General features: G+C 47.3%; 24 protein-coding genes. 5 read left to right on the top strand and 19 right to left on the bottom strand.

Features of this window, described 5'->3' with window-relative positions; genetic code table 11:
* Positions 1-2 precede the first annotated feature (2 nt).
* From INP78_RS02215 to INP78_RS02160, 12 genes are all read right to left on the bottom strand, one after another.
* The gene (locus INP78_RS02215; protein WP_194740570.1) at positions 3-2,729 is read right to left on the bottom strand and encodes a sensor histidine kinase KdpD; all 2,727 of its coding nucleotides are present in this window, start codon (positions 2,727-2,729) and stop codon (positions 3-5) included.
* Positions 2,730-2,760: 31 nt separating this feature from the next.
* Positions 2,761-3,042, bottom strand: coding sequence for a hypothetical protein (locus INP78_RS02210; RefSeq protein WP_194740569.1), 282 nt, complete (start codon positions 3,040-3,042; stop codon positions 2,761-2,763).
* 45 nt (positions 3,043-3,087) lie between these two features.
* Entirely contained in the window at positions 3,088-3,663 is a 576-nt protein-coding gene (gene kdpC, locus INP78_RS02205; RefSeq protein ID WP_194740568.1) for a potassium-transporting ATPase subunit KdpC, read from the bottom strand.
* 20 nt (positions 3,664-3,683) lie between these two features.
* Positions 3,684-5,720 (bottom strand): potassium-transporting ATPase subunit KdpB, encoded by a 2,037-nt coding sequence (gene kdpB / locus INP78_RS02200; RefSeq protein WP_228522594.1) that lies wholly within the window; start codon positions 5,718-5,720, stop codon positions 3,684-3,686.
* Positions 5,721-5,788: 68 nt separating this feature from the next.
* A complete protein-coding gene (gene kdpA / locus INP78_RS02195; protein WP_194740566.1) occupies positions 5,789-7,567 on the bottom strand; it encodes a potassium-transporting ATPase subunit KdpA in 1,779 nt (592 codons plus the stop codon).
* 1 nt (position 7,568) lies between these two features.
* Positions 7,569-7,652, bottom strand: a complete 84-nt coding sequence (kdpF, locus tag INP78_RS14675) for a K(+)-transporting ATPase subunit F (RefSeq protein WP_194741090.1) — start codon at positions 7,650-7,652, stop codon at positions 7,569-7,571.
* A gap of 162 nt (positions 7,653-7,814) precedes the next feature.
* A complete protein-coding gene (locus tag INP78_RS02185) occupies positions 7,815-8,912 on the bottom strand; it encodes a porin (RefSeq protein ID WP_194740565.1) in 1,098 nt (365 codons plus the stop codon).
* A gap of 238 nt (positions 8,913-9,150) precedes the next feature.
* Positions 9,151-11,436 (bottom strand): TonB-dependent receptor, encoded by a 2,286-nt coding sequence (locus INP78_RS02180; protein ID WP_194740564.1) that lies wholly within the window; start codon positions 11,434-11,436, stop codon positions 9,151-9,153.
* A 60-nt stretch (positions 11,437-11,496) separates the two neighbouring features.
* Positions 11,497-12,216, bottom strand: a complete 720-nt coding sequence (locus INP78_RS02175; RefSeq protein WP_228522593.1) for a PEP-CTERM sorting domain-containing protein — start codon at positions 12,214-12,216, stop codon at positions 11,497-11,499.
* 57 nt (positions 12,217-12,273) lie between these two features.
* Positions 12,274-13,029, bottom strand: coding sequence for an FxDxF family PEP-CTERM protein (locus INP78_RS02170; RefSeq protein ID WP_194740563.1), 756 nt, complete (start codon positions 13,027-13,029; stop codon positions 12,274-12,276).
* Positions 13,030-13,104: 75 nt separating this feature from the next.
* Positions 13,105-13,332, bottom strand: coding sequence for a helix-turn-helix transcriptional regulator (locus INP78_RS02165; RefSeq protein WP_194740562.1), 228 nt, complete (start codon positions 13,330-13,332; stop codon positions 13,105-13,107).
* Between the two features lie 64 nt (positions 13,333-13,396).
* Positions 13,397-13,831, bottom strand: a complete 435-nt coding sequence (locus INP78_RS02160; RefSeq protein ID WP_194740561.1) for a DUF2946 family protein — start codon at positions 13,829-13,831, stop codon at positions 13,397-13,399.
* 579 nt (positions 13,832-14,410) lie between these two features.
* On the opposite strand from INP78_RS02160, the gene INP78_RS02155 reads away from it, so the two are divergent.
* From INP78_RS02155 to INP78_RS02135, 5 genes are all read left to right on the top strand, one after another.
* Positions 14,411-15,982: a recombinase family protein gene (locus INP78_RS02155; protein WP_228522592.1), complete on the top strand. Its 1,572-nt coding sequence runs from the start codon at positions 14,411-14,413 to the stop codon at positions 15,980-15,982.
* Positions 15,982-16,869: a plasmid partitioning protein RepB C-terminal domain-containing protein gene (locus tag INP78_RS02150; RefSeq protein WP_194740559.1), complete on the top strand. Its 888-nt coding sequence runs from the start codon at positions 15,982-15,984 to the stop codon at positions 16,867-16,869. The genes INP78_RS02155 and INP78_RS02150 overlap by 1 nt, the downstream gene beginning before the upstream one ends.
* Positions 16,866-17,750, top strand: a complete 885-nt coding sequence (locus tag INP78_RS02145; protein ID WP_194740558.1) for a plasmid partitioning protein RepB C-terminal domain-containing protein — start codon at positions 16,866-16,868, stop codon at positions 17,748-17,750. The genes INP78_RS02150 and INP78_RS02145 overlap by 4 nt, the downstream gene beginning before the upstream one ends.
* Before the next feature lie 132 nt (positions 17,751-17,882).
* On the top strand, positions 17,883-18,320 hold the full coding sequence (locus tag INP78_RS02140) for a hypothetical protein (protein WP_194740557.1): 438 nt from the start codon (positions 17,883-17,885) through the stop codon (positions 18,318-18,320).
* Between the two features lie 19 nt (positions 18,321-18,339).
* Positions 18,340-19,296, top strand: coding sequence for a toll/interleukin-1 receptor domain-containing protein (locus INP78_RS02135; RefSeq protein ID WP_194740556.1), 957 nt, complete (start codon positions 18,340-18,342; stop codon positions 19,294-19,296).
* Positions 19,297-19,539: 243 nt separating this feature from the next.
* Here INP78_RS02135 and INP78_RS02130 read toward each other — a convergent pair whose 3' ends face one another.
* From INP78_RS02130 to INP78_RS02100, 7 genes are all read right to left on the bottom strand, one after another.
* Complete coding sequence (locus INP78_RS02130) at positions 19,540-19,749, bottom strand: MbcA/ParS/Xre antitoxin family protein (RefSeq protein ID WP_194740555.1); 210 nt, start codon at positions 19,747-19,749, stop codon at positions 19,540-19,542.
* Between the two features lie 67 nt (positions 19,750-19,816).
* The gene (locus INP78_RS02125) at positions 19,817-20,749 is read right to left on the bottom strand and encodes a TniQ family protein (RefSeq protein WP_194740554.1); all 933 of its coding nucleotides are present in this window, start codon (positions 20,747-20,749) and stop codon (positions 19,817-19,819) included.
* A 2-nt stretch (positions 20,750-20,751) separates the two neighbouring features.
* On the bottom strand, positions 20,752-21,762 hold the full coding sequence (locus INP78_RS02120; protein ID WP_194740553.1) for a TniQ family protein: 1,011 nt from the start codon (positions 21,760-21,762) through the stop codon (positions 20,752-20,754).
* Complete coding sequence (locus INP78_RS02115) at positions 21,759-22,706, bottom strand: TniB family NTP-binding protein (RefSeq protein WP_194740552.1); 948 nt, start codon at positions 22,704-22,706, stop codon at positions 21,759-21,761. Before INP78_RS02115 ends, INP78_RS02120 begins: the two co-directional genes overlap by 4 nt.
* Positions 22,703-24,706 (bottom strand): DDE-type integrase/transposase/recombinase, encoded by a 2,004-nt coding sequence (locus tag INP78_RS02110; RefSeq protein ID WP_194740551.1) that lies wholly within the window; start codon positions 24,704-24,706, stop codon positions 22,703-22,705. The genes INP78_RS02115 and INP78_RS02110 overlap by 4 nt, the downstream gene beginning before the upstream one ends.
* A gap of 8 nt (positions 24,707-24,714) precedes the next feature.
* Complete coding sequence (locus tag INP78_RS02105) at positions 24,715-25,641, bottom strand: TnsA endonuclease N-terminal domain-containing protein (protein WP_194740550.1); 927 nt, start codon at positions 25,639-25,641, stop codon at positions 24,715-24,717.
* A gap of 168 nt (positions 25,642-25,809) precedes the next feature.
* Positions 25,810-26,052 (bottom strand): DNA-binding protein, encoded by a 243-nt coding sequence (locus tag INP78_RS02100; protein WP_194740549.1) that lies wholly within the window; start codon positions 26,050-26,052, stop codon positions 25,810-25,812.
* Positions 26,053-26,080: the final 28 nt, after the last annotated feature.

The raw sequence follows: 26,080 nt of genomic DNA, 5'->3' as shown, positions 1-26,080 counted from the left end.
GCTTAAATCTCCATTTCACTGACCGTTGGCGGGGTCTTCACCGGCAAAGTGAACGTAAATGTGGTGCCATTTTTTTCATTTTTATCAGCCCAAATTTTGCCGCCGTGTGCTTCAATGATGGCCTTGCAAATGGACAAACCCAACCCTACGCCCGGGATGGTAGACTCAGTTTTGCCTCTGGTGAATTTCTGAAAGATGCTCGTCTCCATACCGGGTGGCAAACCTTGTCCTTCATCGGAAAATGTGACTGACACCTGGCCGCCCTGTTGTTTTGCCGAAATGGTGATGGTGGTACCAGCATCACTGTATTTGCAAGCGTTATCCAGCAGATTACTCAACACTCTTTCGATGAGGATAGCATCTACATAAAGTAACGGAATATCCTCCATCGGCGTGACAACCACACGATGCTGCTGCAATGTCGTCTGCAAGCCATTGATCGCCGATCCTACGATCTCTTCCAAAAGATGCCATTCACTGTTTAATTTGACGGTACCCGATTGCAATCTGGCCATATCAAGTAGATTCAGGACCAGGTTTTGCATCCTGATTGCCTGATCGTGCAGCCCTGTGAGCATTTTGAAGGCATGAGTTCTGGCACTGATGGTTTCTTTCAACTGCTCGGTGGTGGCGATGATGCTTGTCAGCGGCGTTCTAAGATCATGAGAGATCGCACTCAGGAGGGAGTTTCTCAGCCGCTCGGTCTCCATGGAGATCACTGCATCCCTGGCAATTTCCACATAATGCTTGCGCTCCAGGGCCAAGCCGATTTGGGAAGCAAACGTATCCAGCAACTGCCTGTGTTCAGGCAGATAAATGTCGTGGTTATTTTCTGGGGAGATCGCAAGCACGCCTCTGGTGCGCATGGGCGCTTTGAGCGGGATGTACAAGATTTTGCTGGAAGGCAAAGTGTCCGTGCCCAGTCCGGATTGCTGTTGTCTATCATAGGTCCATTGCGCAATCCCCAAATCGACATCCAGCAGGGTCGTCTCCTGCAAGGCAGCATTGCTGGATTCGTTTGTTTGCGCAACCTCTAATTGCTCATTTGCATCAGGCGTCAGAATAGCCACTTTGGAATTAAATATCTTGGCCACATGATGCGTACTGACTTCCACGATATGGCCGGTCGTCAACGCGGAGGCCAGCTCCTTACCGACCTCATAAAGTGCCAGGCTCCGTCTCTCGCGATAATTAGCAACGATGGCCTGCTTTCTGAGGCTGGAAGTCAGATTGCTGATCACCAATGCCACCGATAGCATAATGGCAAAGGTGAGTAAGTATTGTGTATCTGCAACCGTGAACGAAAAGCGGGGTGGCACAAAGAAAAAGTCAAAGATAGACACGCTGAGGAATGAAGAAGCAATACCTGGGCCTCTGCCATAACGGATAGAAATCAGCATCACACCTAGCAGATACAGCATGATGATATTTGCCAGCTCGAAGTAAGGCAGCAAGACGCTTGCCACCAATGAGGTGATGGCGCTAATGATCAATGCCCAGACATAGCCCTTTTTTTTCTCATCACTGAAATGCGCGCGCATGTCCAACCCCGGCCTGGCCTTGCTGCCTTTGACCGCCTTCTCGCGCCCCCGCATCACAATATGCACGTCAATATCACTGACGACCTTGGCCAGCTCATCACTGACACTGGGATGGAAAAACCGGGAGAGGATGGAGCGGGTGGGCTTGCCGATGACAATGCGTGAAACATTATGGCTTTGCGCATACTCCACCAGTTTATGGGTGACCGAATCCCCACTTAAATTGGCAGTCGTTGCGCCTAATGACTGCGCCAATCTCAAGAGTTCGGTGATTTGCTTGCGTGATGCCATGCTGATGTTTTGTAGTGCGGGTGTCTCCACGTAGACCACCAGCCAGTCGGCTTTCATATTTTGCGCCAGTCTGGCCGCCGTGCGGATCAAGCTCTCAAATGCTTTGCTAGGCCCTATGCCCACCAGTATCCGCTCATTCGCTTGCCAGACATGCTGGATCGCCTGATCCTGGCGATATTCCTGCATTTGTGCATCGACACGATCAGCAGTGCGCCTTAACGCCAACTCACGCAAGGCGATCAAATTGCCTTTGCGAAAAAAGTGCTTGCTTGCCTTTTGTGCTTGCTCGGGAATATAAATCCGGCCTTCATCCAGCCGCTGCAGCAATTCCTCAGGCGGCAAATCAATCAAGACAACCTCATCGGCCAGATCGAACACACTATCCGGAATGGTCTCCTGCACTTTGACACCGGTAATCTGGGCAACAATATCGTTCAAACTCTCGATATGTTGCACATTGACGGTGGTATACACATCAATGCCCGAAGAAAGCAATTCTTCAACATCCTGCCACCGCTTCTTGTGTCTTGAGCCCTCGACGTTGGAATGGGCTAGTTCATCCACCAGAATGACCGTGGGATGGCTACGCAAGGCCTCATCAATATCAAACTCTTTGAGTTTTTTACCGCGATATAAAATCTCTTTGAGCGGTAAACTGGGCAGCCCTTGTGCGCGCAAAGCGGTTTCTGAGCGCCCATGGGTCTCAATCACGCCAACCAACACATGGACATGTTCTTTGTGCAGGGTATGTGCGGCATTGAGCATGGCGCAGGTTTTGCCCACGCCAGCCGAGCTGCCAAAAAAGATCTTCAGTTTGCCTCGCAGGCTTTTCTGATTTTCCAGATCCAGCTGCTTCAGCAACTGGTCTGGGTTGGGGCGTACCGGGGACTTATTCATAAATCATCATTGGTATGGGAGGACAATGGCCTCAATGTAGTTGATTGAGGCCATGCAGGCGGTTACCCGGTAAAGATAAAATAATATGGACGGTGACTTTATCCGCCAGACTGGTTGGGACATCAAACATCATGTGCGTCAGCCCATTCACTTGACCATGCTCGATGGTGAAAATAGGGGTGTTTTCACCGCAAATTGAAAAAACCACTTTCTTAACCAATTCTACACTGTCTTTTTGTGCGTAGAGCGCTATGGATGTTTGAGTCTTTTTCACTGCCGGTTGTGGCGTGTGTTTTTGGAAAAACCGAAACATGCAACTTTCCTCCACTTGTAGCGTATTTTATTGCTAGCGCATTTCCTACGTGTGGCTCATTTCATCCAGCGCCAGGTTAAGCTGAAGCACATTGACACGTTGCTCACCCAATATGCCCCATTGGCGACCGACGACATGCTTCGTCACCAGCGCTTTGACCACTTCACTGTCCAGGTGTCTGGCCTTTGCCACTCTGTCCACCTGATACAGTGCAGCTGCCGGACTGATCTCGGGATCCAGGCCACTACCAGACGTGGTCACCAGATCCACAGGCACCGGATTCCTGGTGTCGGCCGCAGTTTGCTGAGCCTTTACGCGTGCATTCACGGCTTCTGATAAGGCAGGGTTGAGTGGCCCCAGGTTAGATCCGGATGAAGCCGCCGGATTGTTGGGATAAGGGCTGGTGGCAGAGGGTCTGCCCCAGAAGTATTTTGCATCACTGAAATGCTGGCCGATCAATGCTGAACCCATCACCTTACCGTCTTTTTTGATCAGCGAACCATTGACCTGCTCAGGGAACAGGGTTTGGCCGATGCCGGTGACTACGATGGGGTAAGCGACCCCGGTGACAATCGTCAGACCCAGAAACATCACCAAAGATGTACGTACTATATTGCTCATGAAATTAACCTTTCTTCTGATTAAACGATACCGATGGCAACCAATAGGACGTCGATTGCCTTGATCCCGATAAACGGGACAATGATGCCGCCCAAGCCATAAATCAGCATATTGCGTCTTAATAGCGCCGCCGCCCCGATGGCACGGTAGGCCACGCCATTCAAGGCTAACGGGATCAACACCACAATAATCAGCGCGTTGAAAATAACCGCAGATAAAATCGCAGAATTGGGCGAGCCCAGCCCCATGATGTTCAAGGCACCCAGTGCAGGATAGGTGCTGGCAAAGGCAGCCGGAATGATTGCAAAATACTTGGCAATATCGTTAGCTATACTGAACGTGGTGAGTGAGCCGCGCGTCATCAGCATCTGTTTGCCAATTTCGACAATCTCGATCAGCTTGGTAGGGTTGGAGTCCAGATCCACCATATTACCGGCCTCTTTTGCCGCCTGGGTACCCGTATTCATCGCCACCGCCACATCGGCCTGCGCAAGGGCCGGGGCATCATTGGTACCATCCCCCGTCATGGCGACCAGCTTGCCTTCGGCCTGATGCTCCCGGATCAACTGCAATTTGGCTTCGGGGGTCGCTTCCGCCAGAAAATCATCTACGCCAGCCTCGGCGGCAATCGATGCCGCCGTCAGACGGTTGTCGCCAGTGATCATCACAGTCTTGATGCCCATGTTACGCAATTCGGCGAAACGCTCCTTGATCCCCCCTTTGACGATGTCTTTGAGTTCTACCGCACCGAGTACTTTTTCATCGTCTGCGACCACCAGTGGCGTGCTGCCGCGCCTGGCAATATCATCCACAATCTTCACCAGCTCATCAGGAAAGAGCCCACCCAGGCCAATGACGTGCTGTTTAATGGCACTCGCTGCCCCTTTGCGGATTTGGCGATTGCCCAGGTTGATACCACTCATTTTGGTATGGGCAGAAAAAGGCACGAACACCGCCCCCAGGGACTGCATATCGCGTTCCCGGATGGAGAATCTGTTCTTTGCCAGCACCACAATACTGCGTCCTTCGGGGGTTTCATCCGCAAGTGATGACAGTTGTGCCACATCAGCCAGCGCCTCTTCGCTGATACCTGCAATCGGGAAGAATGCCGACGCCTGGCGGTTACCCAAAGTGATGGTGCCGGTCTTGTCCAGCAACAGCACATCCACATCACCTGCCGCTTCAACGGCCTTGCCAGACACGGCAATCACATTGGCTTGCAACATGCGGCTCATCCCCGCCACACCAATCGCGGATAGCAAGCCGGCAATGGTGGTCGGGATCAGACAGACCAGTAACGCCACCAGCACCACGATAGACACCGGCTCGCCCGCCCCGGCCGCATGTACGCTGAAAATCGACATGGGTAACAGGGTCACTGTCGCCAGCAGGAAGATGATGGTCAGGGATACCAGTAGAATGGTCAATGCGATTTCATTGGGGGTTTTCTGGCGGGTGGCGCCTTCTACCATGGCGATCATCCGGTCCAGGAATGCTTCCCCCGGATTCACGGTGACGCGCACGATGATCCAGTCAGAGAGTACCTGGGTACCGCCCGTCACCGCACTGAAGTCACCCCCGGATTCACGGATCACCGGCGCGGATTCCCCTGTGATCGCCGCTTCGTTGACAGAGGCGATCCCCTCAATGACCTCACCGTCGGCCGGAATCGTATCCCCCACTTCCACCAGCACGATATCGTCCTTGCGCAGCGACAGGCTATCGACCAGGCTGACCTTGGCCGACTTGCTGGCACTGGCCAGTTTCTTAGCGGGTACATTCTTCTTCGAACTGCGCAGGCTAGCGGCCTGTGCCTTGCTTTTGCCCTCCGCAATGGCTTCGGAGAAATTGGCAAAAATCACGGTGACCCATAGCCACAGGCTGATTAGGCCGACAAAGCCAGACTGTCCGCCTGATTCTGAAAACAAGCCATTCAAAAAAAGGCCGGTGGTCAGCAGACTGCCCAGGTACACCACGAACATCACCGGGTTACGCCATTGCACTTGTGGCGACAAACGGACGATGGACTGGGCGAACGCTGTTTTCAGTTGCGCCATCTTTGGTAAGTTGCTAACAGTATTTGTAGCCATCACTCTACTCACTCTCTCAATTTCTTCAATTCGCATCAGTGTTGTTGTGAAAACAGCATCAGATGCTCAATCCCTGGGCCTAATGCCAGTGCCGGAATATAGGTCAGTGCCCCTACCAGGATCACTGCGCCTATCAACAAACCGATAAACAAGGGACCATGGGTGGGTAAAGTGCCCAGGCCTGGCGCAATACGTTTCTTGGCGGCGAGCGAGCCCGCGATGGCAAGCACCGGCACGATGATGCCAAAACGCCCGAACCACATGGCAGTGGCCAGCATCAGGTTATAAAACGGGGTGTTGGCAGATAAGCCGGCAAAAGCGCTGCCGTTGTTGTTGGCTGCCGAAGAGTAGGCATACAGAATCTCACTTAACCCATGTGCGCCAGGGTTTGCGATCCCGGCAAGGCCGGGCTGCACGATCAGGGAGATCGCTGTACCCAGCAGCACCAATAAAGGCGTGACCAGGATGATCAGGGCCGACATTTTCATCTCGAACACTTCAATTTTCTTGCCCTGGTATTCCGGGGTCCGGCCTATCATCAGCCCGGCCACAAACACAGCAATCACCGCATAGGTCAGCATGGTGTATAAGCCTGAGCCGACCCCGCCGAACACGACTTCACCCAGTTGCATCAACCACATCGGTATCATGCCGCCGATGGGGGTGAAGGAATCATGCATGGCATTCACTGCGCCACACGATGCAGCGGTCGTAATGGTAGCAAACAAGGCCGAGGTCACGACGCCGAAACGTGTCTCTTTGCCTTCCATATTGCCCCCTGCCTGCTCCAGGCTGGAGGCCGTTTCCGCTCCAGCGCTGGCCAATAATGGGTTGCCAATCAGTTCGGAGCGGATGGTGACCCCGGCCATCACCACAAACAGGATGGCCATGGCAGCAAAGATTGCCCAGCCTTGTCTGCGGTCACCCACCATCATGCCAAAGGCATAACACAAGCCAGCCGGGATCAGGAAGATAGCCAGCATCTGGATGAAGTTGGTCAGCGGAGTTGGGTTTTCAAACGGATGTGCCGAGTTCACGTTAAAAAAGCCGCCACCATTAGTCCCCAGCATTTTGATAGCTTCCTGAGAAGCCACAGGCCCCATGGCAATGTGCTGGGTTTGTGTGGTGGCCTGTTCAGGGGTATCGCTGCCTTCCACAGCCACTTCATATTGCGTGGATTCCACAGTCCGTGCATCCACATAAGGACTGAAGTTCTGGATCACGCCCTGCTGCATGAAGATCGTGGCCAGCACCAGCGAGATCGGCACCAGTAAATACAAGGTACAGCGGGTCAGGTCAACCCAGAAATTACCAATCCGGTCAGTGTTGCTGCGGGCAAAACCGCGAATCAGGGCAATCACCACCGCAATGCCAGTGGCTGCGGATACGAAGTTCTGCACAGCCAGGCCTGTCATCTGCGTAAAATAGCTCATGGTGGTCTCGCCGCCATATCCCTGCCAGTTGGTGTTGGTGACGAAACTCACTGCGGTGTTAAAAGCAGAGTCCCACGTCGCGCTGGCCAGTTGTTCCGGATTGAGTGGCAACCAGGCCTGCCATAGTTGCAGCATAAAAACGAAAAACACGCCTATGACATTGAATAGCAAGAGTGCCACTGCATAGCTTTTCCAGCCCATCTCGCTTTTCGGGTCCACACCAGACAAGCGATAGATCAATCGTTCCGGCGCACCCAGCCATGCGTGATCCTGCAGGCATCGCGTCTCCATTACTTTGTATATCAATTGTCCTGTCGGCTTGGTCAGCAACAGCAGGACAAGCATATACAAACCCACTTGTATGAATCCATCTGTAAACATATTAGAAGCGCTCCGGATTAATAAGGGCGTAGATGAGATACACGAACAGGAACGCTGCTGTGACTCCGCCGATGATGTAGATCATGTGTCGTACCTCTGCAATTTCAAAAACGTCAAAAAAATCTATGACTCCATGGTCAAGATTACGCGGTCGGAAATAAAGAAGTTGTAATGAAAAAATGCTGGCGTATAAAAATTCTGTAAATACGCCAGCCAGGATGGGAGGTGTTGAGGTTGAGGAACCTGTCTAGAAGGAAACAGCCAGTGCGGTGGTTGCCAGCAGACTGCGACGGGAAAGGTCATTGTCATCCGTGTCAAAGAACCGATCTTTGCTGATGAATTGTTTAAGCTCTGCGCGCAACAGAATGGATGGATATAACTTGTAATCCATATTGACCGAATACCCCTGCATATTAAATCCGTCAGGCGTGCTGGTACTGATGATCACGCCCTGTTTATCACGGTAGTACTCGGCCCTGGCAGAAACACTCAGGCGATCGGAGTAACGATATCTGACGATCACATTTGGCGTATACCAGACATTGTAGCGGCCTCTGTCATCCAGGCGCTGCTCGGCACCTATATCAAAACCCGTCGTCACCGCCCAGTTGTCATCGAGTGCCAGTTGGGCGTAGAAGTTATGGAAATAGCGCATCTGCCGGTCCTGGTCAGATTTGTCGTTACCGATGAAGGAGCTGCTGTTGAGCGTCAGCTTATCGTGAGGCTTATAGGTCACCTGGTGACCGAATGAAGGCGTGCTATTGCCATCCGGCCGGTTGATACGCTGCCAGCCATTGACGGCGACACCGCTCACGTACCATTTGCCATCGGGAGAGGTATAGGACACCCTGGCCCCGGTCTCAAAGTAGGGTGAATTATCCGCCATCATGCTCCTGGTCAGCGTCCAGTTCTCGGCACCAATGGCGCTTTCAAAACCGATATGCGAAGGCATGACACCGACATCCAGCCAGACATCATGCCGGTCAAGGAGTTTAAAGCCTACATTTGCTTCATAGATATTGCGCACATAGCCATTTTCTGCCGCATAGTTGGCCCGCATATAAGTGCCTGAACCTATGCCTAAACGGGCACGGACGCGGTCCATATCCAGCGCGGCCTTGATCAGCGCAAGGTTGATCTGTGTGCTATCGTCCTTGTTATAGCTGTAGATGAAGCCTGGTCGTGTTTGTGATGCTGGTTGATTAAAATCCTTGCTGTAATAGGCTTCAAGATAGCCGGAAATTTTAAACCTGTCTGCCGCCAGACTCGGCATCTCATCCGCATGGCTGCCACATGAGGCGAAGATGACATAGCCAAGAAGAAAACTTGAAATTGAACACCGCATTTAATACACCTCACCATACTTAATTTCTTTAGGGAGCCGTATTCTTAATTAAATGACGTAAAAAAATTGTATATATTATGCGAGACAGTCATAAAATTCGTGTAAATGCCTGATCGATTGATTTTTGAGTCACCACTAATTTTGTATGAATCGCCACGAATTTATTAAACACTGGTAAGCCGTAATTTTGCCTCTCTCGCTGGATATTAGGATAGCTAATCTAGGCAGTTTATTCGATCTAGTAAAAAAAGGTGATTGCAATATTGGCTGAACGCCCCATACCTGGCACGTTCATCCCATAAGAGGCTGCACCGCCAGTGCGCATGGAATTCCCTTCGGCCACATAAGCCCCACCCAATGGCAGTAGATAAAACTTATTGAAAAGGTTTTCAATAGAAAAATCGAGACGTGCATGTTGCCACTCATAACTGCTACGCAGGTGATAAATGCTATAACCTGGCGTCACCATTTCGTTACGCACTTCTGATACTCTTTCTTTTTCAGCAACACTTTGCACTTCAAAACGGTTAGTCCATTTACCTAGCTGGTGTTGCAATGCCGCTTTAGCGTTGATCGGCATTATGTGATAGAGGTGGCCGCCTGTAGTCTCGTTATTGCCACGCACATAACTAACGACGCCTGTCGTTGAAAAGCTGCCTATATTCGGCAGGCTGCCAAGTTGGTAGCTGCCTGAGAGATCCAGCCCATACAGCATGGCATCTACATTCTGGTATTGCAGTAACACATAGCAATTGGTAGCCGTGACGTTCGTACCGTTGCAACCGCTGCCAGCCGATACACTGTTTTGCAAACGCTTTGCATCAATATAGTTATTCACATACGTCGCATAGGCAGTTGTTTTGACGAACCACTTTTCGCGGCTGGCATCATGCCAGTCTGCCCCTAGACTCAGGGTGTAGGCGACCTCTGGCTTCAAGTCAGGATTGCCGACATATCCGTTGCCGTCCCCGGCAAAGTTGTTCATCAAAGCCGCCATGGTATTGGCAGACCAGGCATATAGCTCATACAAATTGGGGGATCGTGTTTTTCTGGCAAAGCCCAGCTCATAAGACTGGCTCTGGTCAGGCTGATATTTAAGCAAGGCCGTCAAGTCGTAGTGCTGATTGGTTTGGCTGCGATCACCATTGTTGAATCTAGTCGCACCGAATCCAAAACCGTCCAGGTTATAAGTCGCAGAATACCCTTGCACCTGGCCCGCAGAGGACTTGACTCTATCGGTACGCAAGCCCAGCAAAGTCACCCACTCTTCATTCCAAACCGATTCCCACTCGCCATATACACCGAGGCGATCTCTTCTACCATTGCGGATATTCCAGAAACTGTTCGGCCCCATGGAAGGACCGGCATCCAAAGCTGGCCACCAGTCATCCAGTCGATAATTCTGAAACTCAGCCCCCACTCTCAGTGTATCGCGGCTATTTAAAAGAATATTGGCCTTCAGACTACCGCCGTCAGTCTCTGCATCACTCAACATGGGCATATACATGGCGATGTAACGGCTACGCAGCATATCCATAGCGTGATGGGTATCCTGGTGAAAATAGCGCGCCTCTAGCTCGCCCCAGTCATAGGCACCCAGATAGTGGCCATTTAAAGTACGGTTCACATTGGCGGGTTTTTTAGTGTTCAGCATATAAGACCCCGTACTTGGGTCCGGCTCACTAGAGACCATATCCATGCGCTGATTAGGGAATCCCTCCCAGTCTATGCTTTGCTCACCCCACTTGAGTTCAAACAGGTGCTTGTCATTGAGGTTCCAGGCTAGGCCTAGATCACGATTACGTGAGCGACGAAAGCCAGAACTTGCCACCTCTTTTTCGCCGGGCCTGTCTTCCGTTGGTGTCGTTTGCAGAATGGGTTTTTTAAACTTTCCAGCGGCCTGGTAATTATTAGCATCGGCGTAAGAGTCCGTATAAGCCAGGCTGAACTGTCGCGTTGCTGCCCCCATAGACAGATTGCCGCCTCTGGCCGCCCCATTGCTGCGGTAAAACGTACCCAACTGGCCGAAAGTCACATAATCCTGGTCATCATTCGCAAAACGCGGGCGAGCTGAATTGACCTGTATCGTACTGCCGATGCTGTCACCGCCAGCACTTACAGGTGCAACGCCTGTATACACCTGAATGCTCCTGACCTGGCCAGGATTAATAAACGACAAGGCAGGATTCATATGATTGGGGCAGGCACTCATTAAGTCCATGCCATCCACCTGCGTGCGGTTGCGGTCATCGGCAAAGCCATGAATGGCGGGTAAACTGGAAATACCACCTGCGCTATAAGTGCTAACTCCCGGAATTTCTTCCAGCAACTTAGCGGTATCGCTACTATTTACGGACTGTCGCTGAATATCTTTTGCGTTCAACACGCGCCCTTTAAACACACGGCCTTCTAACACCTCTACGGGCATGAGCTCTATTGTTTCTTCCCCATGCGTATTAAGTTCGGCATGGGTCAATACAGGAAACAGCTGGCATACGCATGCTAGTGATATGAATAATTTCATTGTTTTTCCATAAAAATGGCAAATGCATTTGCATTTGCCATTTATCACAACAATACGAGCCTATACCTGCTCGCGACGACGGCGTACCATCATGCCAGTCACTGCCAACCCAATACTCAACATGGCATAAGAACTCGCTTCAGGAACGGGTACAGTCACCAGTGAAATCACCTGGCTTACTGGGTAACCACTCATAGTTCCAACATCACCGTAGCCTGCAGCCGAGGTGCCTGTCATACAGACTGCACCCATCATGCCGCCCGGTGCACAATCGGCATAAGCCAGTTTGTTGATTTGCGCCTGAGTCAATGTGGTTAAGGGGCTGTCTGGCACAAAAATTAATGCATAGGCATTGCCTGGGTTATTGCCCGCACGTGGAAAACCCGCATACACGCCGCCGTTGGCAATGCCGGACTCTGGTGACCAGCCGTTGCCACCTGCGCCAGTCCAGAAGGTACTGGTACTGTTGTTTTTAAACGTCGCCGCAAAAGTACCGCCCAACGTCGCGTCATACCAGGACACCAACTGGTAATTCAAATCAAGCCAGGTCATATTGGAAGCATTACTGCCGGTCATTGACTCACTCAATTTACCCGCCAGGCTAGTAATTGTTTTAGACACAGAGTCATAGCTAAATGAACCCTCAAAAATTGAGTTCTTTGGTTGCGTATCGGGCTCAAACCAGGTGGTGGTAACGTTATAAGTTGATACCGCCGCAAAAGCCGGTGAGGTAGCCAATGTAAGTAGGCCTAGCGCTAATGTTTTTTTCAAAAAAGTCATTTTTCTTCTCCAAAGTTGATGGGCAAAAGCATCATGCTCCTGCCCGGATTTAAACACTTACTTGCTCACCTGTTGACGACGACGCACTTGCCACCCGACCAAAGACAGGCCAGCCATGATCAATGCCATGTTTTCAGGCTCAGGTACGGCAGAGACATTCAGCAATGCGCTATAGCTAAATGGGCCAGCCACGATGTTGCTGTTATTGCCACCGATCATGATGGTGTAGTCACCGGCACCTAGCAAAAAGCGGCCAGTCACAATGTCAGTCGTCGTGGTAGCAGATCCTTGATAAACAAAACTGCTGAGCACGCTGTCATCACCGGCAGCATCACCGTCACCGCCCATTTTCCAATCACCCAGTGCGTTCCAGACACCATCGGTGTCCGCAGAGGTTTTACCTGCCCCCAGGTTGGCTTGTGCCCAACCATCACGCCAGACGGTAGAAGCTGCCGAGCTGTCATAATCAGCACTGGTCTGTGTGCCCGGCCACACACCGCCTGTGCGCACAGCACCGAGGCCAGCATAAATGGAGAATGCAGGCAGTAAATCCGCTGAAACAGCATCGACAGTGAAATCTACCCATGCTGCGTTCTGCAAGGTAAAACGAAAGGCGCGAGCACCATGGCTGTCACCCAAGTTACCGCTGGCGGCATCTGCCCAGGCATAGTTGTTGGTGGCAGTTGTGGTGATGCTATTGCTGGCATCAGCCAGACCTGAGAATGTGCCAAAATCACGGCCGGTATAACTTAAATGCGCCCAGGCGCTTTGGGTTAAACCGAGCAATGCCAGGGCTAATAGTGTTTTTTTCATATTGAACTTATCCTCAAATTTTTATCGTTGTTGTTAGCAATTTTTCTTTAGCTACTAAAGTTGATATCGCAAGCATTAATCTTGATTCGACTTCCAACTGATCAGAGCATTGATGTCACAACCAAAGTACACACAAAGTTTGGCGATGTGATCAGTACAAGTGTTGTGATGGGGATTTGTAGATATGCGATGCAGAGTTGTACGGCTGATGCCGGTCGCCTCAGCAATCTCTTTTATAGTGATGTGGCGATTCCACTCCACCTGCTTGGCAAAAATCATGGCCTCTAGGTTGATAAAAATCACGTGATAACTCCATCAGCGCCCATATAGAGACGCAGCTTCAAATCCCTCCACTCTCAGTGGAGCGTTAAATCGAAACTAGAGTGAGGGGTGGAGCCCGGGGACTATTCGCAGTCTGATAAACACTGGGAGAAGAAGGTGCTTGATAGTGCCTGAATGTGTTATTCGCTTGCGGTTGCTGAAAAAGTGAGGCGGTGGGATCTGCTTCGGGGATAAAAATGTTATCCAAGGCCATGTAGCAAAATGGACAATGGTTCAAGTGATGAGAGAGTGAGACAGGCTTTTGTGAGGGCTGGTAGTCAATCAGAGTTGGTCGTTGCTTGCCTTGAGTGGTGATGACTGTAATTAGTAACTTGCCAGATTGTCTGGAGCAGATCTCTTGGGCAAAACTCTTACTATTTTGTGCAGGAAATGCAAGGGTGAGCGTAGGCACAAGACTCACCATAAGCATCGCCGCTACTGCGAGCTTAGCAACGACTTTTGTGAGCGCCTTTGTAAACATCCTCGCATATTAATAATGTATTTGCGATTTATCTACATGGCCTGACTGGTCCATTAAAAAGATGTTTGAGGCAACATTTTGCAATGACGCCTTTTAAGTTACATGATGTTTCAAAGTTGATTTATCGAGTCCCTTGGAAATTAAATAAGTAAAATTCATGGAACGTAAGGCCTAAAGACTCTGAAAACTAAAGAGGATTTATTTTCACATCTTTACATTTTCTACATATGGAGCTGATGCTAAAACGAAGGTGACTATTTTGTGCCATATGGAGTGATCCCTTTCAAGCATTATTAGGTAGCTTCTTTAAATGATATTTTGTGGGAATGGTGAGCATGTTGATATCGAAATCAACTCTCGCTCGGTCGCGGCGATAGCAAAAGGCTAGGTATAACTCAAGCTGTTAGAATTGATTAAAAATTTATACATCGCAAAATCAATTCAGCATATTTGAGTTTTGTAGGACAAACTTACCACTTTTCATCTTTTATTGAGTCATCACCAACCTTCATCAAACCGTCATCTAAATATCATTAAACGATGGAAGCATAAGAGGCTCTTTTGCTGGTGTGTGGAGTAATGGTGTCTTACCAAAACAACATAAGCAGTATAGAAAACAGAGCCGATGCTGACATACCAGTTGCGCAGTATGTACGCATGTCGACTGAACATCAGCGTTACTCCACAGAGAACCAACAACTTGCTATTGCCGATTACGCTAGGCGCCATGGGATGCGTATCATCAAGACTTATGCGGATGCTGGTAAAAGCGGTCTTAGAATTGATGGTCGACAGCAGCTTCAGCAACTGCTGAGTGATGTCCAGAAGCCTGATATTGAATACCGTGCCATTCTTGTTTATGACGTCAGCAGATGGGGGCGATTTCCCGACCCTGATGAAGCCGCGATGTATGAACAAACCTGCAAAAGAAATGGGATTCAAGTCATTTATTGTGCTGAGCAGTTTAGTAATGATGGCTCTCTACAATCCACCATTATCAAAAATATCAAACGTAGTATGGCTGCGGAATATTCGCGCGAACTGTCAGTCAAGGTTTTCGTCGGTCAAACCACACTGATTAAAAAAGGCTACCGCCAAGGCGGATCCCCAGGTTATGGTCTGCGTCGTCAGCTTGTTGATGAAAATCACAACATAAAGGGAATGCTGAAACGTGGCGAACACAAGAGCATTCAAACTGACCGGATATTACTTGTCCCGGGGCCACCTGAAGAAATAGAAACAGTAAATTTCATATATCGGTTATTTCTTCACGATGGCATGCCCGAGCGTGATATCGCCAACCTCCTCAATAATCAAAAAATCATTTCAGAAACGGGGCGACCGTGGACCCGTGCGGTAGTCCACCAAATACTTACCAATGAAAAGTACATAGGCAATAACGTTTTCAATCGCATCTCATTCAAACTGAAAATGAGGCTTGAGAAAAATGACCCATCGAAATGGGTTCGCAAAGATGGCGCTTTTGAAGCAATCGTTCCGATTGAAACATTCTGGAAAGTTCAGGCTGTCATTGAGAAAAGGTCCAAACACCTGGATGACAGCCATATGCTTGATATCCTGAAAGCCATCTTGGCGCGTCATGGCGCGCTGTCCGCGATCATTATTGATGAAGAGGATGACGCTCCATCGAGCATGACTTACCGTAATCGCTTTGGCACTCTGTTACGTGCATACAGCCTGATCGGATTCCATCCTCGTCGTGATTACGCGTACCTTGAAATCAATCGGACATTACGTAAACGATACCCAGATCTGATTTCAGAAATAACATCCAACATCGAAAACCGTGGCGGCTGGGTTACCTCAAACACTGATAACGGCCTGTTTACGGTCAATGGTGAACTCACGATCTCGCTAGTCATAGCGAGATGCAAGCTTGGCCAGAATGGCAGAAACCGTTGGATCATCAGGTTAGATAGCAGCCTTAAACCTGACATAACCATTGTGGTGCGAATGGCTCCATGCAATACAACGATATTTGATTATTACGTTTTGCCCCTTACGGACTTCTCCCCAGAAACTCTCCCTTTCAACGAGTTCAACACTTTTACATTGGATGTTTACCGCGTCGACACACTGGAATTGTTTTATCAATTGACCAGTCGTGAAGCTCTCAAGGAGGTTGCTTAATGACTAAAACCGCCATACAAATGATTCCGATCGACTCAATAAAGATTGCGAATCCTAGGGTCCGGAATGCCAGAATTCATAAGTCAATCACGGAAAACATCGACAAGGTTGGTCTTAAACGACCAATCACGGTGAGACGACTGGGAGACCCTGCCGATGAGCGCTATGCTCTGGTATGTGGCCAGGGAAGATTAGAGTCTTTCCAGATGTTAGGGCAAGCAATGGTCCCCGCCATCATTATTGATGTTGATAGTGAGACCGGCTATGTGATGAGTATTGTTGAAAATATTGCTCGTCGCACACCAAGAGCCAGTGAAATGATGGACCAGATCAGTAACTTGCAAAAACGTGGATACGGTGATGCTGATATCGCCAGGAAAATTGGCTACACAACAGCCTGGGTCAATAACGTGACCCTTCTTCTGGAAAAGGGTGAACGAAGACTTTTGGCTGCCGCAGAAGCGGGTCACATCCCCCTGAATCTCGCTGTTGAAATATCACGTGTGAGTGATTCAGATGCTCAAATGCTTTTGCTTGAAGCCTATGAACGAGGCGAACTCAAAGGTAAGAAAATCAGTGCTGCGCGTCGAATCCTGGAACAGCGTATTCGTAGTGGCAAGAGTCGACCCATTGGAGCCTTCGGCCTCAACAAACCATCAAAAAAACTGAGTACAGAAGAATTAGCCAAGCTATACCAGGAAGATACCGAGAGGCACAGACTCATTCAGAAAAAATCCGAGCATGCAAAAAACACCATCTTGCTTGCTCAACAAATTTTCAAAGAGCTTTATGCTGATAAGGAGTTTTGCGAGCTGCTTAAATCAGAGAGTCTAAATCGTGTGCCAAAACCCTTACTGGACTTTGCGCGCAGCGGAGGTCACCTATGACCCAGCCATCTCAAAAACAGGTGCATCTGGGCTTTGAAAATCACACGATCAAGATCCCAGTTGATCGATTGATTTACTCTCAACCATTAGCGCCTACGATCAAGAACGGCACCAAGTATCAGCAAATAAAAATCTCCATCAAAGCGATTGGCCTGGTCGAACCTCTCGTTGTGATCCAGCATCCGGAACATAAAGATAAATTTCTGCTGTTGGATGGGCACCTTCGCGCTGAGGCAATGAAAGACCTGAATATTCAGGAAGCGACATGCCTGATTTCCAAGGACGATGAGGGGTATACCTATAACAAAAGTGTCAATCGGCTTTCGTCCATTCAGGAACATCGAATGATCGTACAGGCGCATGAAAATGGCGTCGATGCAAAAACTCTGGCTGCAGCACTCGGCATTTCAGTGGATGCTATTCGTGAGCGCTTTCGATTACTGAATGGCATTTGTGACGAGGTTGCAACCCTGCTGGCCGATAAGCCCGTGCCAAAAAGAGTGTTTCCTGTCCTTAAGTGCATGAAAGCTTTCCGGCAGATAGATGTTGCGAACATCATGATCAATCTGAATAATTACTCTTTGAAGTTCGCCATGGCGATGCTTCATGCAACTCCGCCCGACCAGCTCGTAGAAAGCAATAAACTAAAAGCTGCAAAAAACAGTAGCGCTCTTGAAAGTCTTCAACAGCTGGAAAAAGAATTAGCCTTGGTTCAGGCCGACACGAAACTCTTAGAAGAAAGCTACGGCCCTGACAACCTTCAACTGACCATTATCAAAACACATATCAAAACGATTCTGAACAATGCACGCGTCATTAACTGGCTATCCAAGAGCAATAAAGAGTATCTAGAGCAATTACAACTGATTGCTGAAATGTAAGTCCCTCAATAGCTATTCACATCAGATCTCGTATTCTAGTTTCTCCTTGCTGGGCTGCATTTGAGCACATCCTCTGTTCTAAGTTACTTTCATTTAGTATGCTAGAAATACATTAAACAACTCGGGCAAGGTATGAAACTCGTATCAAATGCTTTCAACCAGGCACTTCAAGCTGGTAAGCGCTACCAAGTAATGCAGACACGCTTCGTTGAGTTTTTTAAAGCTGGTCAATATTTGGCAGAACCTGCTGCAGGCTTGCAAAATTTATCTTTTGAAGAAAACTTTGATCGTGACTACTTCGATGTCTTATATTCAGGCATTCGACTGCGCTTTGAATTTACTATACTTGTGAAAGAAGACAATTCACTTTCAGGCACTATTTATTGCTCGAAAGAGAGCCCTAGGTTTTCCGAGTCAAAAGTCATTCTTGGAGTGATCAGTTTTAACGGTCAAGGCGTTACTGACTTTGAACCGCCCAGCGGAGATGCTCCAGTTACACTTGAATACAATGCGATAGAAATCATCACCCATTTCATTTGTTTAGCGCTCCAAAAACCCTTAGAAATTTAACGCAATCAAGGAAAGAATTTTGACTACTTTAGTTTTCTCATACTCACATGTAGATGAATCGCTAAGGAATGAATTAGAAACACATCTCGCAGGCCTGAAACGGCAAGGCCTGATTGACACCTGGCACGACCGGCGGATTAAGACAGGGGAAGAATTCGCGAATCAAATTGATCAGCATTTTGAAAATGCCGATATAGTACTTTTGTTGGTTAGTCCGGATTTCATTGCTTCAGACTATTGCTACAACATAGAAATGACGAAATCGTTAGCTCGTCACGAGTCTAAAGAGGCCATTGTTATTCCTGTAATCCTTAGACCGTGTGATTGGCATGAATTGCCATTTGGTAAATTAATGGCCGCGACAACGGATGGTAAACCGATAGTGCATTTTCCGACACATGATGATGGATTTCTGGAGGTTGTTAAATCTATCAAGAATGCATTAAAAAGGACACCTAGTGCCAACGTTAAATCACGATTGGATACTGATTCAATTGAATCACGCCTTCTCCCCAGTCAGATGATTGAAGAGAATATTGAGCGATCTAGTAATCTTAGAGTTAGAAAAACATTTACGGATAGAGAAAAAGACAAAGCAAGAATTCAAGCTTATGAGTACATCTCAGGCTATTTTGAAAATTCCTTAAACGAGTTAGCTGCCAGGAATACGGAGGTTGAATGTGAGTTTCGAAGGATTGATGCAAATAGTTTTGAAGCAGCAATTTATGTTCAAGGTAAACGTAAATCAAGATGCGGTATATGGACAGCTGATGGACGAGGCGGAGATATCTTTTTTAGCTCCAGTGGCGTAAGTCAAAACAGTTATAACGAATGTATGACTTTATCTGATGATGGTTACACTTTAGGCTTTAAACCAATCGGGATGGCTTTCAGAGGTCATACTAATCAACTTCTGAGTAACGAGGGTGCAGCAGAATTATTCTGGGAAATGTTGATTGAGCCGCTACAGCGTTAGATGTACTTGCTACTTGGCCCCACATAACTTGCTACAAGTCATTTCTTTTTTGATTTGTGCTGTTTATAAGTAAAAATTGCCAAGGCTATCGCAAAGACAGTACCAATAATACTTAAGAAAATAGCTACATTTAGCATAGTTAACTTTTCCTTTTTAACTCTTATTTAACCAATCCATCAGCGATATAAAAGCGTAGTAGTGACATTGAGTTCTAAGTACAAAGATTACTGACATTAAAGAGTTTTAAGCTACCCCACCATAACTTATCGCACCTAATATTTTTTTGACTTCTTGCATCCCTGTATCTGACTCCGCGATGGTCAAGGGTGTACCGCCTAACATGCGGTTGTAATCGTTCATCCACGCCTCAGCGGTCTCTTGAGAGCCAAAGGTGTCTATTGCCAATTCAAGAATATGGGCCTGATTGGCAGAATATTCGGATTTAATTTTCATAGGTAATATCCATTCCAGGTTCAGCAATCCCAACGTTGTATGTTGAGTCGCACAGGTTTAAATTCAGTCAAAGCTGTTCTCGGTGTTTAATCACCCACTGTTTTGCGCGTTTAACTTTTCCGACGCCTTTGGTTACCGGAATACAACCCGATGGCTGCCAATATGACGTAGAAAAAATACCTGCTTTGCGAAAAGCAGTACGAACTTCGTCCGCATCCTCTTTGAAGATCAAACTGCCACTTACGCCAACATTTAAACAGTTCAGAAGCCCGTTTTCGGAATAGCGTATCTGAGCAATGTAATTATTGATTCTTACACCGCTGCTTAATTCACGAAACATTGATGCCTGCCTATCAAGCACTATGTTCATCGCTCTATCAGATATTCTATGTGGCTGCTGAGATGACAATCCAGTACCACAAGATAAACAACTGCTTAAGTCGTGAATACTCAACTCATCCATTTTTGAAATATTGAGCTTTTCAAAATCGATTGATTCACCACACTGCGTGCATTGTTCTAACAATAAACAACCATGATCTGGGCAGGCATATGAAAATGCATATCGCCAAGACTTTCTAATATACGGCTCTTCAGCAATACAATAAGGGCAAAATCGGAAAATAGGCTTTCGATTTAAAATATCTGTGGTCAGGCACAGAGAATCAACAAATGGCATCTCAAATTGCAGAAAACTCCGCTCCAACAATTCGATTTGTATGAGGTTGAAGCGCAATACCAGATGCTTCAGATTGAAAGAGGCAGGTTTCAAGTCAGCCAGATGGATCGCCTCTTTCCAGTTGATCTCTTCCAGTAACTTTCGTTTATTGATTTTACGGCTCAACATGATCCTGACTATCCAGGAGCTGAATACTTCATCTGAGTGAATCACAGGCAGCCCCAGCAGTCTTCTGGCGCCGTCGATATTCAAATAAGGGAGTGAACGTTGTTGTGAGCGTAACCTCTGCTCAATTTCTCTTACCTGCAGCATACTGACCATTGTTAAAACTCCAGCCTCAATTGTTTTTCATATCGAGAGCCGCTATTTCTGCGACCAGACTTTAGCCATATCTGATGTAAATACTGCTCATACATATGCCCGATAAAAGCAAGTTCAGGGCTATCCAAACTCGACTTTAAATAATGATCAAGAGGCCTCAGAAGATAATGAAAAGCAACTGCTGAGAACTGAGGATGGAGCTCTTGATGAATACTCTTATCCAGGATGCGCCCTAGTGATTCTGGCCAGTTCCTCAATAAAGCGAAAGCAGATTGCAGCATATTTGCAAACACCTGGTCATTAGGTCGCTTTCTACCATGTCCAGTAGAGTATTGGCCTAATTCAGGAATACAGTGTCCTAAAAACCATATGGTTTTACATAATCCATCAACACTTAATGCAGCTAACTGTTCAACCAACTGATTACTCTGCGTCTGTATGAGCGACTGATCCTGTGTGAGCCGATAGGCAATCACTTTGGACAGTAGCAAACTTTCTGGTTGAGGTAGTTCTAGACTGTGCTCTCCAAGATACTGATTACAATTACAAAACTCGGGGCGCGATCTGTCCCAGTCAAGCGTTCGATGGCACTTTGGACAACGATCAATTAATGCACACTCATGCCATGCACAATATTTGTAAAAGCTGAGACTCCACAAAGCTCTTATATATGGTGACTGATCCAGACACATTGGGCATGCTCTGGATAACTGATTCTGGATAAAAACAGACTTGGTTAGCCATTCACCCTGAATTACCCAATGTGGTTCCGCGTCCCACCACTTCTCGAATCCTGAAAGCTGCTGAAATTCATCAATAGTGTTTCGACAGAAAAATGCCAAATCAGGAATTCTCTGATGAAGAATGACTGGGGACTCGCTGCCCAAAACTCTTTTCAAAAGCTCTGGTGCTGACTTGAGTCGATTCTTATGAGCCACCCGCATCATAAAACCGATAGCACTCTCATCAGCATTTGGTTCAAGACGATGAGTTACTCTGCTCAGAATATTCATACAAAGGGATTCTCTCGATCGCAGAACAGTCTGAAATGTGCCTCTGCCAAATGATGGACTTCAAGTTTCGGTGAATTATCTTTGGCAGCTAGAAATACAGCCTCTCCTAATAAATCTTTGATTAGCCTGAAATTCCCCAAAGTAGACGCGTAAATGCTTTCTGCAAGTTTCCGCCGCTGTCCTAGTCCAGACTCCTTAGGTAATGGGATAGCACTATCCAGGGCGTTCAATAGTCCATAAAATCTAGCATCCAGCTCAAACTCTTTCAGTGTGATAACACCTGCCCAGCGAGTCCTTACTTGTTTATCAACAAAAACTGTATTTATCAGCCCTGGTGTACCTGAAAAGATGTAGGCAATATTTGTTCTGTCATACATTCGCTTAAGAAGATCCCCAATAGGACCGCCTACCCGGTCCTTAATCCTGCCACTAGAGTTCAACCAGAGGTGATGCGCCTCATCAAACATGATGCCTAGCGTTCCACAAGACTTTAATGACTCAATCAAGCTATCTTCCAAGTCGTCATTGGATTTGTTTTTCATGAGCCCAGAATCTTGTCCTAACTGAAAAAGCATCGTGCACAAGAGATCTGAGGCTGAAGGCCGGCTTCTAAAACTAAGACAAATCAACGGGGTAATTCTTGCAATACTTGTATCCAGATGGGGGTACCGTTTATAGATATCATCCAATATAAAACTTTTACCTACACCGCCCTCGCCAATCACCCACAGGCCTCCGGGCTTAAGTCTCCGTTTACCCCGATCCAGTAATGCATCAACAAATTTGCTGGCTTGAGTGAATCCGTCGACCTCGATTTTCACATCTAAAAAATAATGTTGTTTTTGTTCTGGAGAGCCTTCAAGAGCCTCCTCGCGAGTGACGCTAGTTCTGGAAGTGCCTGGAACGATGATTGGAGCATCATCAAGTAGACTTTCTATCATCATGCTGCTCGGAACTTATACGTTGGAATATCAGTAAAAGGTACAGTATCGTCATCTGTATTAACACTGCTTTCCTCATTTACAGATGATTGCGGTGTCCTGCCTACATTTCCGAACACGTCGTTAGTAGTCCGAGTTTCTCCATCAAGAACCGCATTTGAATTAATATCCGCAGCCCGTGCCAATTGTTTTTTTAGATGATTATTTTTTTGACTAATCTCTTCGTTGACTTTCAACGCAACGGTATCCCGAAAACTCAAAAGCTCATCCACAGATCTGACAGATTGCGAGTGAAGTTTGGCTTCATGCCGCAAATACTTATGCTGAAATAACGTTAATCCGTGTGCATAGTCTGGTCGAGTACAGTTAACTCGCATGTACTCTCCAGTCCTTGGGTCCTTGACATGGATGTAGCCCAGATTCTCTGGTGAAACGATGAATTCAACTTCACGTTTTTTGCCAATATCATCAACCAGCGCTTGCAGCCCCGCATCGGCATAATGCAACCCTAGGTGCTGAATGCCCTCATTTTGGAGTGTGCCTTTATTTCTCAATCCCAGAATCACGTCTAAGGCATTAGGAAAGGCTGGATAACGCGGCGGCGCAATCTCAATTCCTTCATTCCACAGCTCCATAGGTGAGGCCATTTTGCGTGAGTGCGGTGTGACATTATGGTAGTCAGCAGCCCATTTATGGATGAGATAAATTAACGAACTAAAACGTATGACAGCATGCTTGTTAGGCTCATAGTCTTTTCGGTTAGCGAGGCTATTAAATGTTTTGCCCGGCATGGTCTCGAAAAATGTGCTCTCAAGAGTGCCAAAAAACCGTTCAATCGACCCTTTGAGCCACGGTGTTCGGCGTTCGCAATACTCATAGCTAGCGCCAAGGTCCAGAATCGCACTCAGGTATTGCTGAGACATGAAGTCTGAACCACGGTCACTGCAATAAACAACCCCTAATCCAAAGGCTGGCCAGGGATTTTCGATGTCGGGCCATCGCTCATATGCACGTTGATGTGAGTAAAGTGAATGCTTGATTGCTCCGAAAATTGATCTGAGGCCACCGGCATGAAATGAAATATAAAATCCCAACAGAATATTGGAATATCGATCCTTGATAGCAGTGATCCAGGGACGTCCTAGAGGCAAAAATGATTGATCGTCGACTACATATAGGTTCATCAGCGTATGATCAATTTCCACCACATCCAGAGGGTAATCAGCTGGAAGATTCCCCTTGCTAACCTTAAGCATTTTGCGCGCAACCTCATACCCCTCGCGCGCAATCAATAATTCTTTCTGAGGCAAATCCTTAATACGGTTGTAAAAGGTTTTCTCAGACACCGGATGTAACAGACTGGCTTCATCTCGTTCTCTCCTGAGATTTTCTTGCTTGAGATCATTTCGATAAGCTTTATAGGCGGTGGTAATGCTAGGCCGTGTAATTGATGCGTAATGAAGTTGAAGTTGATTCTGTAAAAACAGTTCGCTTTCAGTATCGACACGTTCTGGTTTTGCTCGAAATGCATTACCGGTAACCAAAAAAACATTCGGATCATCACTTGTTTCATATTGGCGCATCCATGCCTGCACTGTGGATGCAGAGGGCGGATTGGAGTCATTGAGAGACGCCGCAAGCTTGGGGAGAACGCTGGCAATGGTTTTGCGACAACCACGAGAGATGCCTTCTTTTTTCAAGCCAATGACATAGTGCAAACGCCTTTGTAGGTCACTAAAGTGTTTAGCTTTTAGCTCGCTGATAAATTTTAATTGGCTTTGATCAGCAAATTTCGACTCTACAATTTTGTCTGTAACAATCGAATGCAATACAGCAATCGACTTTTCCTGAACCCCCGGCCAAAACTCAGGTTCTTTAATGATCTTGCGTTTGCCGGATTCCAGCGACTGAAAATAAAGCTCAGTTGCAGCACGATCGGTGTACTCATATTGCTCGCCGTCAGTAAAAATGACGAGGCCCTTGGAAATTTGAAATGGTCGCATGTGGCACCTCACTCAACTGTGATTTGCGGATGATAGATACCAGGCGCGAAAGCTCTTCTGAGCTTAGGGCCTCGTAGAAAGCCACTTGAGCTGGCATCACGGAGAGGCGGGAGCTCTGCGAAATCTCCGACCACTGACCAAACGTCAGCATGGTTATTAGATTGTCGCCAATTCTTCGCAGCTGCCAGGAGTGATTTATCCGTCGGTTGATGACCCAAAGCCAGCTTTTGTAGAAGATCACCATACCGGGTTGAACATAGTATTGCCTCAAGGGTGATTCCTCCATATGGTTGATTGGGCAAACTGATATAGGAATTTCTATTCAGTGGTTTGCTAAGATCGAAAGTGATTTGCCGCTTGGCCATTAACGTATACACATCGCGTAACTCCATCTGGGCTTTTTCCATCAAGGCCACGATTGGCATTGCTCCATCATTAAGGAAATGCTGAGCTCGTTCCAAATGAACCAGTGAGGAAACTGAGTTCACGTAACGGAATAAAAGCTTTACTGCCTGAAAAACTGGCTGGTTTTCAATCTGAATATTAGTGAGAAACCGAAAATATACCCCTTGCCTGTAATACTCTTTCGCGATTGGGATGTATTTGGCGATATTCTGTGGTTTGAGCAAATCTTCAAGAGCTTTAACTTCTAAATAGAGAGGCTCTCCAGTAATGGATGTCTCTTCAAAATCTGGCGTATGCTTGCGATGCTTTCCCTGCTTATCAACATAGTCAAATACAACGGGTTGGCTTCTGATACTCGATACATCATGACAGAGCGCTAGTAGCAAGGTGGTGTTGCGCTCGTTGTATGACTCATACTCCACTGGAAACGGGTTAATGTGATGGACGTTAAACCCACCAACGGTTCGATGAGGTACGGATTTCTTAAGGTTTCGAGCAGAGTTGCTCGATTTTTTGGATGGTTCTTTCATAATCTCTCCCAAAAACATGAATGAAATTGACGGCAACACAAAGCCTTGACTTCACCCACTCACTGAGAGATACTACAAGCGCCAACAAGTTGTACCTCCGCTGTAAGCGGTAAGAAGCCGGATGATTCTTAAATGATGATTCCGGTTTTTTTATTTCATATATTCCTTTCAGCTTTCCTTCAAAGCTTTAAAACTGAACAACTCAGTTACTTCAGAAACCTTCCCTGTCTTTAACTTCAAGGCAACAGCGATTTTGTGGCTTTGACCACGTATGCAAGACCGACGCCCTTCAAGTATTTGATATACCAGACTAGCGGAAAAGCCATTTACGCGAGCCCACTCTGAAATGGAAATGCCATTTTCAGCAAACTCGTCTTTTACTTTCTCAATAGATTCTTGGGTAGGTTTCATAAGGCTAAATATATCATATTTAAATAAC

Source organism: Methylophilus sp. 14, from assembly GCF_015354345.1.
Lineage (GTDB): Bacteria > Pseudomonadota > Gammaproteobacteria > Burkholderiales > Methylophilaceae > Methylophilus.
This window is presented reverse-complemented; position numbering and strand designations above follow the sequence as displayed.